The sequence below is a fragment of the Anaerostipes sp. AF04-45 genome (assembly GCF_003461725.1).
Classification (GTDB): domain Bacteria; phylum Bacillota; class Clostridia; order Lachnospirales; family Lachnospiraceae; genus Anaerostipes; species Anaerostipes caccae.
On the sequence record NZ_QTXQ01000005.1, the window covers coordinates 70,032 to 88,548 of the forward strand.

The window sequence follows — 18,517 nt, forward strand, 5'->3', positions numbered from 1 at the left end:
TCTCCTTTAGCTTCTTTCTCTTTCTGAATTTTAATACAGGACCTCTGCCTCACTGAGCACACAGAAACAGCCGTCTTTTACTTCTGCCGTACTAATGGAACAATTCTTCAGCTTGGGCCCCTTCCAAAAATCTCTCACATCTCTCTTATACATGTTTGTCAGCATTCCGTGAATAAACGCCCCATGTGTAAATAAGATCACACTCTCTGCTTCTTTTTCCATCGGGAGAATAAATTCCTCCAGAAATATTTTCGACCGCTCTACGACCTGTGCCGGGGTTTCCGCACCCTCGATCAGCGTCATCTTATGCGGACGGTCAAAAAAGTCCAGAATGGGTTCTTTTTTTTCGTATAATTCATTCAGATCGGCCCCTTCATACGGTCCAAAATTGGCCTCTTTCAGGCGTTCGTCCTCGATGAGCGGGATATCTCTTCCCGCAAGTACGATCTCTCCTGTCTCCCTGGCCCTGCTGAGCGGACTCGTATAGGCTGCGTCGAATCTGAAATCTTTCAGAGCCTCACTCGTGAGCCTGGCCGCCTCTCTGCCTGCCTCATTCAAATCAATGTCCGACTGTCCCTGAATTCTGCGTATTTTATTCCATGAAGTTTCTCCATGCCTCATCATGTATAATTTCAATAAGATTCCTCCTCACCTTAATTTTAATATTATATCCGTCAAAAACTATTTTAACGTATTTACCGGCTTTACACCATAGCCTTTTCTGGACTTTTACAGCCTCACACTGTATGAACCGTCTTCAGACATACACAGATTACAATAAATTCTTAAAAAACTATAGCATTTTTATCTTATTTTGCTATACTAAGTGTATGAAATGTTACCTATCCTAAAACGATACGGAATAAATCAAGAGAGGACAACTTATGAAGATTGAAATTGGAGACAAGATCACCCTGTCAGAAGAGGTTACTGACGAACTGACTGCCGCCCACTGGGGGAGCGGAAGCCTTCCTGTGTATGCCACACCTGCCATGACACTCCTGGTAGAAAGAGCTGCCGTAAAATTATTAGAGGGAAAGCTGGATGAGGGCATGACCACAGTCGGCACCAATTTAAACATTTCCCATGTGTCTGCCACTCCCGTAGGGTGCCAAGTCACCTGCCAGTGTCACCTGACAGAGATCAACCGGAAGAAATTAGAGTTTCAGGCGGAAATTATGGACAATAAAGGCCGGATCGGCATCGGCACACACGAGCGCTATATCGTGGCCGCAGATTCATTTTTAGATAATGCAAAACAAAAATTAAATTAAACATTCATCAAAAAACGTCAATCCTTAAGTTCGGATTGACGTTTTATTATATTCTGTGATAATTGTCTTAAATCTTAATGTTTTCCTTTTAAGATCGGAGATATCCTCTTATATACCAAAAATGTAATTACAACGCTGAACATTCCTTTTACGAAGGTAAACGGCATGTTAAACCAGATCAATGCATCCCATAAGTTTCTGACATTGTGGTTGATCGCCTGGTAAGCTCCGATAATTGCTTCCATCGGCATGAAGTTTTCATAGACCGGATAGACGACAAAATAGTTGGAAAACACACTCACCACTGCCATTATGACAGCACCTGTCAGGGCACCGATCAGTGCTCCTTTCTGTGATTTGTTTCTCTTGTAGATCAGACCTGCCGGAAGTACAAAGCAGACTCCAAGAATGAAGTTGGAAATCTCCCCTACTCCGCCGGACGTAGTGTGCAGAAGATTTACAATATTTTTAATGAAGCACACTGCGATGCCTGATACCGGCCCCATGGAAAATGCGGCGATCAGAGCGGGAAGTTCTGAAAAGTCCATCTTAATGAATCCCGGCATGATAAACGGCACGCTGAATTCAAAAAACATCAGAATTGCGGCCAGCGCTCCAAGCATGGCGGTCACCGTGATCTTTCTTACATTTACTTTACTCACTGCTGCTGTTTCATTCATCATTTTCTTTCTCCTCCATTTAACAATTCTTTTATTCTGAGGGGGATGTCTGATCCAACCCTGCAAAATAAAAAATGCCCTTGTCACCAAAGACAGGGCTGTGCTGAACGATACAAAAATACCGTCCATGGTTACTTCTTTCATCCAGACTATACTGTTGGTTTGAGATTCACACTCAATCGGCCTTTCGGTTCGCGGACTTGCCTTCTGCTCTATAAAAAAGGATCACCGCCAGTCGAGAATTGACGCTTTAAAACGTCTCACTCTGCCCTGAAGTTGGAGAATCATTATTCTCTACTTCGATATGCAATTTTATACTATGTTTATTATAGACAAATTTTTCCCGTTTGTAAAGGCATCTTCAGGATTTTTTCGGGTACACACCGTTTTGCCTTTCCTTCTTTACAGCACTGTGAACATTTGGTAAACTTATAACAATCGGCTTTATGAGCCGTCTACATACAGATTGAGAAATAAAGGAGAGATAAGATTATGGGTATGCATAGAATCAATAAAATGCCGTCTCCTGAGGAACTCCAGCAGGAATTTCCTTTGAGCGGAGAGGCACGGCAGATAAAAAAGGCAAGAGATGAAGAAATCAAAAAGGTCTTCACCGGGGAATCGGAAAAATTCATCGTAATCATTGGTCCCTGCTCTGCCGACAACGAAACAGCGGTGATGGACTATCTGGGACGCCTGGCCGGCGTTCAGGAAAAGGTTTCCGACAAGCTCCTGATGATCCCAAGGATCTATACAAATAAACCGAGAACAAACGGCGCCGGATACAAGGGAATGGTCCACCAGCCGGACCCTGAGAAAGCTCCGGATATGGCCGCAGGTCTCCGTTCCGTGAGAAAACTCCACATCGACGCTCTGGAAGCATTCCATATGCCTGCGGCTGATGAGATGCTTTATCCCGGAAACTGGCCCTACATGGAAGACATTTTGTCCTATGTAGCCGTAGGCGCCCGTTCCGTGGAAAATCAGCAGCACCGTCTGACCGTCAGCGGTTTCGACATTCCCGCAGGAATGAAAAACCCAACCGGAGGCGATCTCACCGTGATGATGAATTCTATCGTCGCCGGACAAAGTTCCCACAATTTCATCGCCAACGGCTATGAAGTAAATACAGACGGAAATCCTCTGACCCATGCGATTCTCCGCGGCTCCGTCAACAAACACGGCAACAATGTACCGAATTACCACTATGAAGATCTGGCAAGAGTTGCTTACATGTATGAAAAATTCGGCCTTGCGAACCCGGCCGTCATTGTGGATGCCAACCACTCCAACTCAGGAAAACAGTGGGATCAGCAGCCAAGGATTGTCCAGGAAGTCCTCCACAGCCGAAGCTTTCTCCCCGAGATCAATTCTCTCGTCAAAGGCATCATGATCGAAAGCTATATCGAAGACGGCAGCCAGCCGATCGGAAACGGCGTGTACGGCCAATCCATCACAGACCCCTGCCTTGGATGGGAAAAGACAGAGGAATTACTTTATAAGATGGCTGAACATGTTTAAGATTCCGGGATTGACATAGCTCTCTAAAAAGCATCCCAGCACCAGCAATATCAGTTCCAGATGAATGGAAAACTTTTTTAAGAAGGAATGACCTGTATCAAAGGTTATTTCTTCTTTTTTTTCATCTCTTACATTTCGCTGATACAGAAGATACATGGAACCGCCGTAACAGATATAGTGCGGAAACAGGCTCAGTATCACAATCAGCAGACCTGCGATCCCTAAATTCATTACCTGCAGAGACAGGATCGAACCCAGAAAAAAAGAAAGACAGAAAAGTCCGCCGTATAAAAGCACCACCGGCTTCAAAATAAAACCGATCAGAAATAAAATGCCGTACTGCTTTCCCCTCTTAAATAAAATATAGGGCAGAAGGCTGCTGCCTGATATGTAAAGTCCTTTCCCGCTGAGGACAAGGGAATCCATCTGTCCCCCATACTCCAGATAATCCTTATACACTGCATTTGTAAAAAGGCTTCCCAGCACAAGGCCGGTCAGCACGAACACACCGATGAAAAATTTTTTCCGCTCCATCTAAATTCCCTCCCAGATATCATTTGCTCCGCGGATATAAAAAGGTAGCACATAAAATTATATGTGCTACCTTTTTTCTTTATGACACCCGGTATTTCATCCTCACAGCGTACTCAAATATGTCATGATTCCGGAAATCGTCTTGGCATCCACAATCTCTCCTTTTAAGATCATGTCCTTCACTTTCTCAGGCGAAAATTCATATACATCGATAAACTCGTCTTCGTCCAGATTCTGCTCTGTCTTATGAAGTCCTGTCCCTACAAAGATTGGAATTTTTTCATCGCAGAAGCCAATGGCGGTTACAATCGTGATCAGAGGTTCAATCTTTTCTGCCCTGCACCCTGTCTCTTCCTCGATCTCCCTTTTTACACAGTCGTATCCGCTCTCCCCCCGCTCAATACCTCCGGCCGGTATCTCATAAGTCATTGCGTCCAGGGCATTTCTATATTGACGGACCAGCAGGATATTCCCTTCCTCCGTGACCGGAATAATTGCTGCGGCTCCCGGATGCTTTACCAGGTCCCAGGTGACAGTATTGCCATTGGGCAGTGTAATGACATCTTCATAAAACCCCACTACTTTTCCCTGATGTACGAGATTCTGTCTGATCTTTTTATATCCGTCCATATGCTCCTCCGCCTTCTATCTTGCAGACTGATGATAATATTCGATGACACGTTTTGCAATCGGGCTGTCTGCGTCCAGACCAGTATATTCAGATACGGCCTGTTCAATTCCAATGTTTTTAATCTCCTGCTGAAGTTTCTGTGCGTTTGCGTCCCTGGGCTCCGCATATTGGAATCCGGCCGCCATGGCTTTGGCGATCGAATCAAAACTGACGCCGTGTTTCAGGCACAGCTCGGCGGCTCCTGTCAGACGGTCTCCTTTTGATAATTTACGGATCGGATCGTATCCTACCCGGTAGATAGAATCTGGAAGCACGCCCTTGGCCGGTGCAAAATAAACGAGGTTGTGCAGCTCCTCCGGTGTAATCGGATATTCCTTCATGACGGCTGCCGTAATCTCCTCTACTACTCCTTCCACAACTTCCGCGATCTCAGGATCAGCCTCAGATTCCGGAATCGTACTGTACCCCTTTAAATATCCCATATAGGCCAGTGTTGCATGGGGACCATTGACTGCGGTGACTTTAATGTCTTTGAGCATCTCAATCTTGTCCGTAAGTTCCATCCATTCCACATCACTGAAATCGTTATTGACCGGCTGCTGGATCAAAAGTGAATTTACTGCAACCGTATCAATATGGACATCATAATTACTCTTGGCATCTGTACTCCTGCGGATAATAGAGTCCCGGATCACTACATTCTGATCGAACCACTCCTTTGCTTCTTCGGACAAGTCTTTTCTGAATGCCTCCGTAATTCCAGGGATCAGATAATTTTTATTTGTAATACAGATCATAGTCAGTCTGCGGTCCGGATGCACCCTGTAAAATTCTTCAAAGCACTTCGTCAGATAACCTGCCGCCTCTTCAAAGTCTTCCGGATAAAGCGGAAGTACGATCACATCCGTCTCCAAGAAAGCCTCCATGCATGAGTATTCTTCATCACAAGTATATGCTTTAAAATTTTTGACCGTACGGTTTTGTATTTCATCCACCCGGTGTACCTTCACATAATAACAACCGTCTTTTCGTAATTCTTCTGTAACTCTCGGGTCCTTATCCAGGAATGTAAGATTCCATCCCGCATTGTCAAAAGTTTCGCCTACAAACCCTTTTCCTAACCGTCCTGCTCCCACAATCAATACATTCTTCATTTTCCCCTCCTGATCTGTGTTTTGTCTGAAAAACAGCTCTATATTTACTGATCAGAATCTGTGATCAAATATGTAATGTCACCTGTCTTGCATATGACATAATTTGACACAGATCCGATCTTTTCCTTGGTCACAAGTGCCGCAGTCTGATAAGAGACAGAGAGCATCTTCTGTTTCAGCTGGCATTCTTCCATGGATGAATGACTGATGCCCACTTCACTGCTCATACAGTAAATCCCCATAAAATACAAATCCGGATGAAGCAGCTCCAGCTGTTTGATGACCTCATAGCCATAGGTAGCCATGGAAGATTTATACAGATTCCCGCCCAGCGTGATCACATCGATGTTTGGATAATCTCTTAAAAGAAGGATAATCGGAATACTGTTCGTAATAACCGTACAGCGCATGTGTTTATCCAGCTGCTTGATCACCTGATAGTTAGTTGTTCCGTCATCGATCAAAATCACAGATCCGGGTTTGATCAATTCTGCGCCCTTTTTGGCCAGACGAATCTTTTCTTCCAGATTCAGATCAATCCTTGCATCAAAATCTTCCTTCAAAGGTCCGTTTTTTACGGCTCCGCTGTGCACCTTTTTCAAAAGACCTCTCTGGTCTAATTCTTTAATATCTCTGCGGATCGTATCCTCAGAAACTTCAAGCCTCACACTTAATTCGCTGGCAATAATTTTATTTTCGAGGGACAGAATCTCCAGGATCTTATCCTGCCTCTCTGCTTTTAACATCTTCATCGCTTTACCTTCTCCTACACATACATTCTGTTGATTAGATTAATATTATTATAACGAATCCGCTGGAAAAGGGAAAGCAAAAGCGGCCATTAAATATTCTTTAATAGTTCCATAATCTCTTGTTTATTTTCAGCATGCCTCATCTTTTCAATATTCTCTTCCTCAGCACAGATCAGCGCTATGTTGCTGAGCATGTTCAGATGAGTGCCGTCTTTCCCGGCGATACCTATGACAACGTATGCAATATTTCCATCACCAAAGTCAACGCCTTCCGGAATCTGTACTACAGACAGGCCTGAAGTATATATTTCCGAATCTGATGACTCTATCCCATGAGGAATCGCCAGATGGTTTCCGATATACACAGAGAATCTCCTCTCCCTCTCCATCATATGTTCAATATACTTCGGAGTCGTATACGCGTTTTCCACCAAAATTTTTCCGGCATACCGAATGGCCTCTTCTTTATCCTTTACCTTCACATTTAACGCAATGTTTTCTTCTGATAAAATAGGTTTTGCTTTTTCTTTGCCGTTTCTGTCTTCAATCACTTCCAAAGCCCGGTCGTAATCAGCTTCTTTCAGAAAGTTGTTGATCGCCAGAAATTCCCTGCCTGTATTGTCTACACTCAGTTTTGCCCTCTCAATCAGCCCTTCCAGCGTGATAATCATGTCCGCATCAGGATCAATCCGGCTGGCCGATGAATTCTTTACCTTAATATCTTTATATCCTTCTTTCTGGAGACGGTTCTTTAAAACCGATGCTCCCATGGCGCTGGAGCCCATTCCTGAATCACAGGCCACGATGATATAACGGATGGCACCTCCTGAGGAAGGCTTATGTTTCTTTAAGGCCGCTTCCGGTTTTGCCGTCTTTGTTCCCATATCAATACCGGCTACGGCAAGATCTGCCTCTTCCTCCGGAGAGCCTATGGTCTTCAGAATAAAAGAACCGATCAGCAGCGCCACCGCAAATCCCGCTCCGATTGCCAGAACATTTGCCACCGCAGCATCCTTTGGTGTCATAAGGGCTATATTGATCAGACTGCCCGGAGACGGCATGCCGACCAGACCGCCGCCCAGCACGACCAGGAGCAGAAGGGAGGTTGCAAGACCGCCCATTGTAGCAAAAATCATGATCGGATTTGCCAGAATAAAAGGAAAATACACTTCCCCGATACCGGCGATTCCCGCAATAAACATCGCCATGGGAGCTGTCTCTTTTGCTTTTCCCTTTCCAAAAACAGCAATAGAGCATAAGGTGCCAAGCAGCGGACCACAGTTAGAATCGAGCAGGAACATCAGGGATTTACCGGCCTCCTGAGCCTGAGCGAATGCAATCGGTGAGATAATTCCATGGTTTACTGCATTGTTCAAAAACAACACCTGGGCCGGGCACATAAATACAGCCAAAAGCGGAATCAGTTTCTTCGCGATCAGGAAGTTGATTCCTGCCGTCAAAAAAGCGATAATCGCATTTACCACCGGCCCGATGATCAGATAACCGAGGATAGCCAAAGCAAATCCAAGGATTCCAAGGCTGAAATTATTGATGAGCATTTCAAATCCGGGTTTGATTTTCCCCTCCACGGCATGGTCAAACTTCTTTAGAAGCCATGAAGAAAACGGGCCCATGATCATGGCTCCGCTGAACATAGTGATATCAGAACCTACAATCACTCCCATGGTAGTAAATGCACCGATAACACCTCCCCGCTGTCCATGGATATTATAGCCTGCCGTATAGCCAATCAGAAGCGGCAGCAGATAATTTAATATGGGTCCTACCATCTCATTTAATTTTTCATTGGGAATCCACCCTGTCGGTATGAACAATGCTGCCAGCAGTCCCCAGCCCACAAATGCACCCAGATTCGGCATAACCATCCCGCTCATATGCCCGCCAAATTTACGGATTCTGTCCAGTGCCCCTGCTTTTGTTTCCATATCTTACACCTCCGGTTCTCATACTTTGACTTTTTACTATTGAAATACTTTTTAACGTGTAGACTTTGCCCCGCTGATATTTACAGTAGTTCCGGATATGTAGCTTGCGCGGTCGGACATCAGGTAGCAGATCAAGTCGGCAACTTCATCTAATTTCCCCGGTCTTCCCATAGGAATAACTTTTTCATAATCGGATGAAACATTATTCTTATCCTGTCCTCTTGTATACGCAAGCGCTTCAAATGCTGCGTCGTTATTCATAGGAGTTCTCTCATTGATTGACGGTGCCACACCGACAACGCGGATATTATAGGGGCCCAGCTCCTTCGCCCATGACATTGTGTAAGAAAGGACTGCTCCTTTTGTGCCTGAATAGCAGCTCTGGCCTTTGGAGCCCTGCATCCCCGCCTCAGATGACATATTCACGATCACTCCGGATTTCTGTTTTATCATGTAACGTGCAGCAGCCTGTGAGCACAGGAATACTCCTTTTTGATTGACATTGACCATAAAATCAAAGTCTTCTTCTGAAAGTTCATATTCCGGCCGTTTTCCGTAAAAATCAACCAGCAGTCTCGGACGGCTGACTCCTGCATTGTTCAGAAGGCCATCTATTTTTCCATATTTCTTTATTACCTGTTCCATCATCGAATCCACGCTTTTCTTGTCGGCAACGTTGCACTCAACAAAAAAGATGTTCTCATCCTTTTCAAACGTCTCATTGTTTCTCAAGTCCGCAACCACAACTGCGGCACCGTTATTTCTCAGTGTTTTTACTACATGTTCACCGATCCCCTGGCTTCCTCCTGTGACGATCATGACTTTCCCGCTTAAGTCCATCCACTTTTCCATACTTGTTTTCCTTTCTTTCTGCATTTTTTTGCGCTTTCATCTGCATTTTATGCATCTGTTTGCCTGTTTTGTTTGCTGTACCTTTATAATACCAGCATATTTTTGCATTGTCAAGGCTATTTATTGCAGTTATATGCGTTTTTATAATAAATTAACCGCATTTTTCGTACGAAAATGCGGTTATCTGCATGTTTTTTGCGTTTTAAATATGTGTGAAGGATTTTTCTCATCAGAAAAAGACAGCAGATGAACGAATTCATCTGCTGTCTCACTTTCCATTGATTATTTCGCGTAGTCCACAACCCGTGACTCACGGATAATATTGACTTTAATCTGTCCCGGGTAATCCAGGTTATCTTCCACCTGTTTTGAAATATCCCTGGCCAGTAAAATCATGTCATCGTCACTGATTTGTTCTGGAACTACCATTACACGAATCTCCCGACCTGCCTGTATCGCAAAAGTTTTATCAACACCCTGGAAGGAATCTGCGATCTCTTCCAGCTGTTTCAGTCTCGTCGTATAGCTTTCCAGTGTTTCGCTTCTCGCTCCCGGTCTCGCTGCGGAAATCGCATCTGCCGCCTGAACAAGACAAGCGATTAATGTATCTGGTTCTGCATCCCCATGATGGGATTCCACTGCATTGATTACAATTGGATGTTCCTTGTACTTCTTGCACAAGTTCACTCCAAGTTCTACGTGGGAACCTTCCACTTCGTGGTCGATAGCTTTTCCAATGTCATGGAGCAGCCCAGCGCGTTTTGCCATCCTGACATCGACTCCGATCTCAGATGCCAGCAGCCCTGAAAGCTGTGCCACCTCCATAGAGTGCTTCAGTGCGTTCTGTCCATAGCTGGTGCGGTATTTCATCTTGCCCAGCAGACGGACCAGTTCCGGATGGATGCCGTGAACTCCAAGTTCCAGAGTTGCAGCCTCCCCGTCTTCCCGCATCTTCGTCTCCACTTCTTTTGTGGCTTTTTCCACCATCTCTTCGATCCTGGCCGGATGAATTCTTCCGTCCACGATCAGCTTTTCAAGAGCAATCCTTGCAATCTCTCTCCTGACCGGATTAAAACTTGACAATACGACTGCTTCCGGGGTATCATCGATGATCAATTCTACTCCTGTCATATTCTCAAGGGCACGGATATTCCTGCCCTCCCGGCCGATGATGCGTCCTTTCATCTCGTCGTTTGGAAGCTGTACAAGAGAGATCGTCGTCTCGGCCACATGGTCTACGGCACACTTCTGAATGGCTGTAACCACATACTCCTTGGCTCTCTTTCTCGCATCTTCCTTTGCTCTGGATTCCATCTCTTTTACGAGCATCGCTGTCTCGTGCTTTACGTCTTCCTTCACTGCTGATAATAGTTGTTCTTTTGCCTGATCAGAGGTCAGCCCAGAAATTCTTTCTAATTCCTGTAAGTGTTTGGACTTGAGCTCCTGCACTTTTGCCTTGTCTGCCTCAAAATTCTTTTCTTTGGCAGTCAGAGACTGTTCCCTGCGCTCCAGCATCTCTGCTTTCTTGTCAACAGTTTCTTCCTTGTTGAGTACGCGCTTTTCGTACTTCTGCAGTTCACCCCTGCGTTCCTTTGTTTCCTTTTCAAAGTCATGTCTCGCTTTTATAGTTTCTTCCTTGATCTCAAGTGAAGCTTCGCGTTTCTTCGCATCCGCTGCTTTTATGGCTTCATCTATAATATCTCTGGCTTTGCTCTCTGCGTTTCCAATGGTTACTTCCATAGCCTTCTTGCTTCTTTGATTGGCAACATAGGCGGAAATTGGCGCAACAATGACCAGAGTTGCGATAATGGCAATAATTATATATACCACAGGCCTCCTCCTTATTCAATTTTTTGTGCATAAAACACTTCTATAATTTTATATGTTTTTGCACAAAAAGTCAAGAAAGCCTAACGCTCAGGTTGAATAATCATGGCCTGATACGGAGGAATCAAAAGCCCTCCCCCAAAATCTTTCTCTTCTCCGGTCAGAAGATCCGTGCCTTTTCCCGCTCTGGCGTCAAAATGCAGGGTATATTCCTCCGATCCCGCATTTAAGGCAAAAATCATTCTCTCTTCTCCCGCTTCTCTCTCAAAGGCGATGATATCCTGTTCCGTACGTATTTCTCTGTAACCGCCGTCTTTCAGCGCCTGACTGTGTTTCCTCACTTCTGAAAGCTTTGCGATGTATTGATAGAGTTCTCCCTGCTTAAGATCCTCAGGTTTTACTCTCGGACGAAGTGCGTCGTCACTGCCGGGTTCTTTAAATCCCTCGATTCCCCACTCACTTCCGTAGTAGACGGACGGTACCCCCGGCATGGCAAACATGAGTGCATTGATCAGAGGCAGATGTTTTTCATCCGTAAGCTGGGTGGCAATCCTCATCACATCGTGGTTATCCACAAAACTGTACAGAGGGAGTCCCTGATAAAGTGTCCATGGTTCCGGGCCAAACTGCCGGTTCAGAGAATAACCGATCTCGTGCATGTTGTGGGTATTAAAACTGGAGTACAGACCCTTATAACATTCATAATTTGTGGCAGAATCAAGCATATGGTGATTGACCAGAGTGCTGTAATCCCCATGCAGCATTTCTCCTATAAAGACCATCTCCGGATTTCTGTCTCTGGCAAAATCCACAAGATTCTTCATAAATGTCCGGTTCAGCATATAGGCTACATCCAGACGGATACCGTCAATCCCGAACTCATCCATCCACATACCCACTGCATCCAGAAGGTGGTCTCTGACTGCGGGGTTATCCAGATTTAATTTTACCAGTTCAAAATGGCCTTCCCAGCCCTCATACCAGAATCCGTCACCATAGTTGCTGTTTCCGTCAAAATTGATATAGAACCAATCCTTATATTCAGAATCCTGCCTCTTTTCCAAAACGTCCTGAAATGCCCAGAATTCTCGGCCCACATGATTGAATACACCGTCTAAAATAACTTTGATTCCTTCTTCATGCAGTGCATCGCATACTTCTTTAAAATCTTCGTTCGTTCCAAGCCTTTGGTCGATCACTTTATAATCTTTCGTATCGTATCCGTGGCTGCTGGACTCAAAAACCGGAGAAAAATAAATGGAATTGGCTCCCAGCCCTTTGATATGAGGTATCCATTCCTTTACTTCCAGTATCCCATGTTCTGTCTCATCATCCACAAAAGCTCCCAGCGGAAAAATGTGATAAAAAATCAAGTCCTTCATTGTTAATCCTTTCATAGTCAATCTCCCTTCCTACCTTTGGGGTGTCACTCTGTGCTCTTTAAAGATTCCACCATGCTGATTTTCCGAAGCTGGAAAAACATCATGAAATTAATCAGCGCCGCAAACCCTATGGTGAGCAGAACACTGTATAGATAACTGGCCGGCAGGATCTGTCTTCCAAACATGATCAGATCTACCTCCGCAGTTAAAATCACATATCGGTGGAGGAGGATGCCCAAACCCGCTCCCACGGCTGTGCCTATGACGGTGAGCAGGATATTTTCCCGGTAGACATAGGCCGCGGTCTCCAGGTCATAAAAACCCAAAACTTTAAGGGTTGCGAGTTCCGCCTTCCTCTCAGCGATATTAATGTTGTTCAGATTATATAATACTACAAAAGCCAGGAGTCCGGCAGATACAATTAAGACAAACACAACAATATTCAGATTGTTCAGCATATCGTTCATCTCTTTCTCAAAATCAGAGATAAAGGAAACAGATGCCACCCCCTCCTGCTTCAGCAGACCTTTTCCAAGATCTGTCTCTGTTTTTTCGGATCTGTCTTTGTCTTTTAAAAGAATTTGATTGTACTCCGGCTCCTCTCCATAAAGCTTTTGGTATAGATCTTTGGACATATAGATATTGTGATGCATATAATTTTCTGTAATATGCTCCACTTTCGCCCGGACAGTCTTTGTCTCTCCTTCTTTAATAATGACGGTATCTCCGATTTTGATGCCCAGCAGGCTGCATACTTTTTCCGTGAGAATAATGCCGTTGTCAGAGAGCCGGTATTTCTCCCCGGATATCCGGTCCTTAAACCGGATATAAGATGAAAGTTCTTTCGCATCTTCTGGCACAAACAGAGAAGCCGACTTGCTGTCCCCGTCAAACTCCACATCTACTGAGACGCTGCGGATTTTGGTGCTGCTTGGTATTGTATGCTGTTTTTGTATCCAAGATGCAATTTCCTGCTCCTTTTTTGCAGACAGATCGTCTTCCAGTGTGACCGATGCATCATAAGTCATAATGTTTTGATACTGATTTTTTGATATGGCAAAAATAGAATCTTTCAACCCAAAACCGACGAGCAGCAGCGCCATACACCCGCCGATTCCGAATATGGTCATAAAAAACCGCTTTTTATACCGGAACAGGTTTCTCAGGGTGGACTTCCACGTAAAGTTTAAATGCCTCCACAGAATTCCGATCCGCTCAAGCCAGATCCGTTTGCCCTCCTTCGGTGCCTCAGGACGCATCAGCTGCGCCGGTTTTTCCCTCAGTTCTTTATAACAGGCAAACATGGTGGCTCCAAGCGTGATACACACAGAGGCCGCGGAGGCTGTCAGTGCAAACCTGGTCTCAAACGGATGTTTTACCGGACCGATCCCCGTATACATCATAGAATACGCCTCGATGATGATCTTAGGAAGGATTGTCTCTCCCACAAGCACGCCTGCGATACTTCCCCCTGCTGTGGCGAGCAGGGCGTACAGTCCATACTTCTTTGCCACATCGAAGCCTGTGTACCCCAAAGCCTTTAAAATTCCGATCTGGGTTCTCTGTTCCTCCACCATCCTGGTCATGGTCGTCAGACTTACCAGTGCGGCTACCAGGAAGAAAATCACCGGAAATACTTCTCCGATCGCCCCGATTCTTTCGGTGTCCCCTCCGTATTCCACGTAAGACTGGATCTTGTTCCGGTCCAGCACATACCATTTGGGCATCTTTATATCATCTATCTCTTTCCGGGCATCATCGATCTTCTTCTTTGCCTTGGCAAACTTACGGTCAGCCTTCTTCTTAGAAGATCTATATTCTTTTTCTCCCTTTTTGAGCTCCTTTCGGGCATCTGAAAGCTTTTTCTCAGCCTCGTAAATTTTAAGTTCTCCGTTCTTAAGTTCTTTTTCCTTCTTCCTCAGCAGAGAGGCAGAACTGTTTAACTTTTTTTTGCTTGCCTGAAGTTCATTTTTTCCTTTGGCCAGATCCTTTTTAGAGGCTTTTAAAACTGCCTCCTGTCTTAATAGTTCCTTCTCTGCCTGTTCAAATTTCTGCTGCATCTCCGGTGGAATCTGTCCCATAGCTCCTGCCTGCTGCATCTGCTGTTTTAACTGTTCTTTCGCTTTGGCAAGCTCTTTTTCTGCTTTCACAAGCTTTTTCTCATTGCTTTTAATGTCTTTCTCTGCCTTAGAAAGCTGCTTCCTGCCGTCTCTGTAACTCTGCCATCCCTTTTGTATCTCCTTCTCGCCTTGGGATATCTTATATTTCTGGGAAGCAATCTCTTTTTGTCCGGCGTTTATTTCCTTTTTTGCATCTTTGAGTTTCTGCTCTGCTTCTGCGAGTTTTTTATCCGCTTTTTTCTTTTCTTTTTTATATTGATTCTCAGCCTTTTTTACTTCCTTTTCAGCCTCGTCCTTTATTTCCCTTTGTCTAATCTCACAGCGGCTGTCTGAAATATTCTTAATCTTTTTTTCTGCTTTTTCTACGATATCGTCATAGTCATCTGTATATGCAGTCTTCCCTGCCGCCCCTTTCACAGTGATATACAAATCCGTGCAGACATCCAATTTAAAATTTTCTTTCGGCACCACAGCAAAACCGCTGATCTGCCCATTTCCTATAGTGGCCGTTCCCCTGTCTCTGGAAAGATAATAGGAGGAACTTCCCACTCCGACTACTTTCAGTGAGGATTCTTTTAATGTCTCCCCAATATCATCATCCGTCCCCGATGATACTGTAATCGTATCGCCGACTTTGATATCCGAATGGTCCATCAGATAAGAATCCACCAGGCACTCGCCGTTCGTCTTCGGCATCCTGCCCTCTGTGACTTTGATCTGGTTAAGCCGGCCGGTCGCCGCCATGACTTTTAAGACCTTTTCTGTGTCATTCAATTTACAGATCGTGTCCACAGAGTAGCTTGGTTCCGCCACGGAAATCCCGGAAATTTCTCTGACCGCTTTTACATCTTTCTCTGTGATACCCATGGTGCCAAGGACTCTTAAATCCATAAGCCTGCTCTCGTCAAACTGGGCATCTGCGGTTAACTTCATATCGGGTTCTGTAACCCGGACTCCGGAAAAAAACGCTACTCCCAATGCAACAATAAAAAAGATCGACAAAAATCTCGGCAGTGTCTTTCGGACCATCATGAAATTGTCTTTATGAAGCGCTTTCTTCATATGGTCCACCTACCATTCTATCGTCTCTACTGATTTAGGCTCCTGATTGATCCGCATATCATGTACTTTTCCGCTCTTGATCTCGATCACACGGTCTGCAATCGGGGCGATCGCAAGATTGTGAGTGATAACAATCACAGTTTTATTTCTCTCACGGCAAGTATCCTGCAAAAGTTTTAGAATCGATTTTCCTGTCTTATAGTCCAGAGCCCCGGTCGGCTCATCGCAGAGCAGAAGCTTTGGATTCTTGGCAAGGGCCCTGGCAATGGAAACCCGCTGCTGTTCTCCTCCGGAAAGCTGGGCAGGGAAATTAGAGAGGCGCTCAGAGAGCCCCACATCCGAAAGAATCTGTTCCGCATCCAGCGGATTTTTACTGATCTGAAGGGCCAGCTCCACATTTTCCAGCGCCGTCAGATTAGGCACCAGATTGTAAAACTGAAATACAAATCCGATGTCATTTCTCCGGTACTGGGTCAGCTGTCTTCTTGAATACTTTGCGATATCATTTCCATCTACAAAAACAGAACCGGAAGTTACGGTGTCCATCCCACCCAGAATGTTCAGAATCGTGGTCTTTCCGGCGCCGCTGGCTCCTATGATGACGACAAATTCTCCCTCACTGATGGTAAAATTAATCCCATCTACGGCCTTGGTAACGACCTGTCCCGTCTGATATATTTTCCTCACTTCTTCCAACCGAATAAAATCATCCATATGCAGTTCCCTCCGCTATCCGAGATACATAAATTTTAACATATTTTCGCAAAAAATAATACCTATATGCTCTGCCGTGGTCAGACAAAAATGATTTCCATTAGATTTCATCATTTGATATGTTATGATAAGGTTATAAAACGAATGTCTGGTATATAAATTTTGAAAGGACTGGCAGCTTATGATCACGAAAGATGACCTGAGATTTTACCGCGAACCCCATCGTGTTCTGGAAAAAGGAGAGGATTATATGTATCTCCTTCCTCATCCGGCACTGCGGGATTGGATTTCTAATTACACTGTCACCTTCCCCGGCAGTGACATGATCTCAAATCATTACACCGTCATCCCCCACGGGTGCGCAACTCTGGTATGTTCATGTGATGAAACCGGGATGAGCAGCCGCTTGTTTGGCCCGGCCACGGCGGCCTGCAGCGTCGGTGAGCAGGCAAATCAGGCAGAAATGTTATTTATTATTGAGTTCCAGCCGGCCGGTTTATACGCATTTACAGCTGTTCCGCAAAAGGAGCTTTCTGATCGTGCTTTCTCTCCTTCTGACCTAAGTTTCGGGTTAGATAAACGGATCATTGAAAACATCGAAAAAGCCCGCAGTGCATATGAAATGATCAGGGACATCGACAGCCTGCTGCTGACAAACATAAAAGCTTCTCTGTCCCCCGAACTGCATTTTTCTGTTCAGAACATTATTCAGAACATGGGCAGTCTCTCTGTAAAAGAGTTGTCGGATACTGTCTATTACAGCCAGCGGCATTTAAACCGGATATTTTCTCGGTGTATCGGAATGAACGCAAAGACTTTTTCCCGCCTGGTCCGCATCAATTCGGCAATCCACCTCCTTCAAAATCCTCAAAACAGCATCACCAATGCCTGCAATTTATCCGGATATTATGATCTGCCTCACTGTATCCACGATTTTAAATCTGTATGCGGAATTTCTCCACAGGAATACCGCCGTGAGATGTCCGATTTTTACAGCGAGATTGCTAAATTCTGATCTATAATGTAGGTACAAAGCAGAAAGGAGCAGAAAATATGATATACGGAGGTACGTTGATTTCGGTATCTGATATGGAAAGGTCCAAAAATTTTTATGAGAAGGTAATGGAACAAACGGTAGAGATGGATCTGGGGGTTCATGTTTCTTTTCAAAATGGCCTGTCTCTGCAGTCTAGCTACGAAGAATTGGTCGGAGTGAAACTGGAGCCTCAGGAGAAACCTGATAATTTTCAGCTTTATTTTGAAGTGGAAGATTTGGACGCCTGGGAAGATAAGCTGAAAGCTCTGGAAGGGATTGAATTTCTCCATGGAATCAAAGAATATCCATGGGGCCAGCGTGTTATGCGGTTTTATGATTATGACAAATATATCGTAGAAGTGGCAGAGAGCATGGAAAGTGTTGCAAAACGTTTCTTGTCACAGGGGCTCTCCGCAGAAGAAACTGCGGAGCGAACGATGCTTCCGGTTGAGTTTGTTGAGCAGTTTTTATAAATGTATCGAATCAATAGGATATGAAAAAGTAAAAATTTAGGCATTGAGTTTCTTGTGAAATTAAAGAAGATCAATGCCTTTTCATGGTTTGTATTTGTAGTAAATATAAATCTTGTGCAACTCTTGTTTTTATTTATCTGCGCTTGTATTGTTCGTTTGTGTCCTGGTTGCAGAATTTCAATACAACTCTTGTTTTTATTTATCGGATATGATTTAAGAGACGCACTTGATTATTTAGTATTTCAATACAACTCTTGTTTTTATTAATCCGTGCGGTCGGAGTCTTTCACCTTTATTTCCCCGGATTTCAATACAACTCTTGTTTTTATTAATCCACGACACTCTGCTGTGCCTCGTATTTATTGTATAAATTTCAATACAACTCTTGTTTTTATTAATCGGAATCAAACATATAGAACTTAGGAGGATGGAAGAATTTCAATACAACTCTTGTTTTTATTAATCTCAAAGGCTTTGACGTTCCCGGTCATCGCCTTTTATTTCAATACAACTCTTGTTTTTATTAATCCAGATCAGCTTCTCGGATAAGTTATCCAGT

16 protein-coding genes, 1 CRISPR repeat array and 1 riboswitch (1 of these 18 running past the window's edge) are annotated in these 18,517 nt (G+C 44.4%); of the genes, 4 read left to right on the forward strand and 12 right to left on the reverse strand.

Features of this window, described 5'->3' with window-relative positions; genetic code table 11:
* Positions 1–30: 30 nt before the first annotated feature.
* Positions 31–636, reverse strand: a complete 606-nt coding sequence (locus DWV34_RS08940; RefSeq protein WP_009289000.1) for a histidine phosphatase family protein — start codon at positions 634–636, stop codon at positions 31–33.
* A 248-nt stretch (positions 637–884) separates the two neighbouring features.
* Between DWV34_RS08940 and DWV34_RS08945 the strand changes: the two genes are divergently transcribed.
* A complete protein-coding gene (locus tag DWV34_RS08945; protein WP_006566429.1) occupies positions 885–1,274 on the forward strand; it encodes a thioesterase family protein in 390 nt (129 codons plus the stop codon).
* Positions 1,275–1,348: 74 nt separating this feature from the next.
* On the opposite strand, the gene DWV34_RS08950 is transcribed toward DWV34_RS08945, so the two are convergent.
* Positions 1,349–1,957, reverse strand: coding sequence for an ECF transporter S component (locus DWV34_RS08950; RefSeq protein WP_009289001.1), 609 nt, complete (start codon positions 1,955–1,957; stop codon positions 1,349–1,351).
* Positions 1,958–2,082: 125 nt separating this feature from the next.
* A riboswitch (FMN riboswitch) is annotated at positions 2,083–2,236 on the reverse strand.
* 210 nt (positions 2,237–2,446) lie between these two features.
* Between DWV34_RS08950 and DWV34_RS08955 the strand changes: the two genes are divergently transcribed.
* A complete protein-coding gene (locus DWV34_RS08955) occupies positions 2,447–3,475 on the forward strand; it encodes a 3-deoxy-7-phosphoheptulonate synthase (protein ID WP_006566431.1) in 1,029 nt (342 codons plus the stop codon).
* Here the strand turns inward: DWV34_RS08955 and DWV34_RS08960 are convergent.
* The 10 genes from DWV34_RS08960 to DWV34_RS09005 all read right to left on the reverse strand — a co-directional run bounded on the left by DWV34_RS08960 (position 3,446) and on the right by DWV34_RS09005 (position 16,449).
* Positions 3,446–4,009 carry a hypothetical protein gene (locus tag DWV34_RS08960; protein ID WP_006566432.1) on the reverse strand — a complete coding sequence of 188 codons (564 nt, stop codon included), beginning with the start codon at positions 4,007–4,009 and terminating at the stop codon, positions 3,446–3,448. The genes DWV34_RS08955 and DWV34_RS08960 overlap by 30 nt on opposite strands.
* A gap of 102 nt (positions 4,010–4,111) precedes the next feature.
* Entirely contained in the window at positions 4,112–4,639 is a 528-nt protein-coding gene (locus DWV34_RS08965) for an NUDIX hydrolase (protein WP_009289003.1), read from the reverse strand.
* Positions 4,640–4,654: 15 nt separating this feature from the next.
* The gene (locus tag DWV34_RS08970) at positions 4,655–5,794 is read right to left on the reverse strand and encodes a mannitol dehydrogenase (RefSeq protein WP_009289004.1); all 1,140 of its coding nucleotides are present in this window, start codon (positions 5,792–5,794) and stop codon (positions 4,655–4,657) included.
* Positions 5,795–5,838: 44 nt separating this feature from the next.
* Complete coding sequence (locus tag DWV34_RS08975; RefSeq protein ID WP_006566435.1) at positions 5,839–6,546, reverse strand: DeoR/GlpR family DNA-binding transcription regulator; 708 nt, start codon at positions 6,544–6,546, stop codon at positions 5,839–5,841.
* A gap of 89 nt (positions 6,547–6,635) precedes the next feature.
* Entirely contained in the window at positions 6,636–8,492 is a 1,857-nt protein-coding gene (locus DWV34_RS08980) for a PTS mannitol transporter subunit IICBA (protein WP_006566436.1), read from the reverse strand.
* A gap of 51 nt (positions 8,493–8,543) precedes the next feature.
* Positions 8,544–9,344 (reverse strand): SDR family oxidoreductase, encoded by an 801-nt coding sequence (locus tag DWV34_RS08985; RefSeq protein WP_009289005.1) that lies wholly within the window; start codon positions 9,342–9,344, stop codon positions 8,544–8,546.
* A gap of 282 nt (positions 9,345–9,626) precedes the next feature.
* Positions 9,627–11,174 carry a ribonuclease Y gene (gene rny, locus DWV34_RS08990; protein ID WP_006566438.1) on the reverse strand — a complete coding sequence of 516 codons (1,548 nt, stop codon included), beginning with the start codon at positions 11,172–11,174 and terminating at the stop codon, positions 9,627–9,629.
* A gap of 80 nt (positions 11,175–11,254) precedes the next feature.
* Positions 11,255–12,568 carry an alpha-amylase family glycosyl hydrolase gene (locus DWV34_RS08995; RefSeq protein ID WP_009289006.1) on the reverse strand — a complete coding sequence of 438 codons (1,314 nt, stop codon included), beginning with the start codon at positions 12,566–12,568 and terminating at the stop codon, positions 11,255–11,257.
* Between the two features lie 29 nt (positions 12,569–12,597).
* A complete protein-coding gene (locus DWV34_RS09000) occupies positions 12,598–15,735 on the reverse strand; it encodes an FtsX-like permease family protein (RefSeq protein ID WP_022260758.1) in 3,138 nt (1,045 codons plus the stop codon).
* A 9-nt stretch (positions 15,736–15,744) separates the two neighbouring features.
* Complete coding sequence (locus DWV34_RS09005) at positions 15,745–16,449, reverse strand: ABC transporter ATP-binding protein (RefSeq protein WP_006566441.1); 705 nt, start codon at positions 16,447–16,449, stop codon at positions 15,745–15,747.
* Between the two features lie 181 nt (positions 16,450–16,630).
* On the opposite strand from DWV34_RS09005, the gene DWV34_RS09010 reads away from it, so the two are divergent.
* Positions 16,631–17,464: a helix-turn-helix domain-containing protein gene (locus DWV34_RS09010; protein WP_118476070.1), complete on the forward strand. Its 834-nt coding sequence runs from the start codon at positions 16,631–16,633 to the stop codon at positions 17,462–17,464.
* A 38-nt stretch (positions 17,465–17,502) separates the two neighbouring features.
* A complete protein-coding gene (locus DWV34_RS09015; protein WP_118476072.1) occupies positions 17,503–17,958 on the forward strand; it encodes a VOC family protein in 456 nt (151 codons plus the stop codon).
* A 174-nt stretch (positions 17,959–18,132) separates the two neighbouring features.
* Positions 18,133–18,517: a CRISPR direct-repeat array (repeat unit 30 nt; unit sequence ATTTCAATACAACTCTTGTTTTTATTAATC) (it continues 493 nt past the right edge of the window).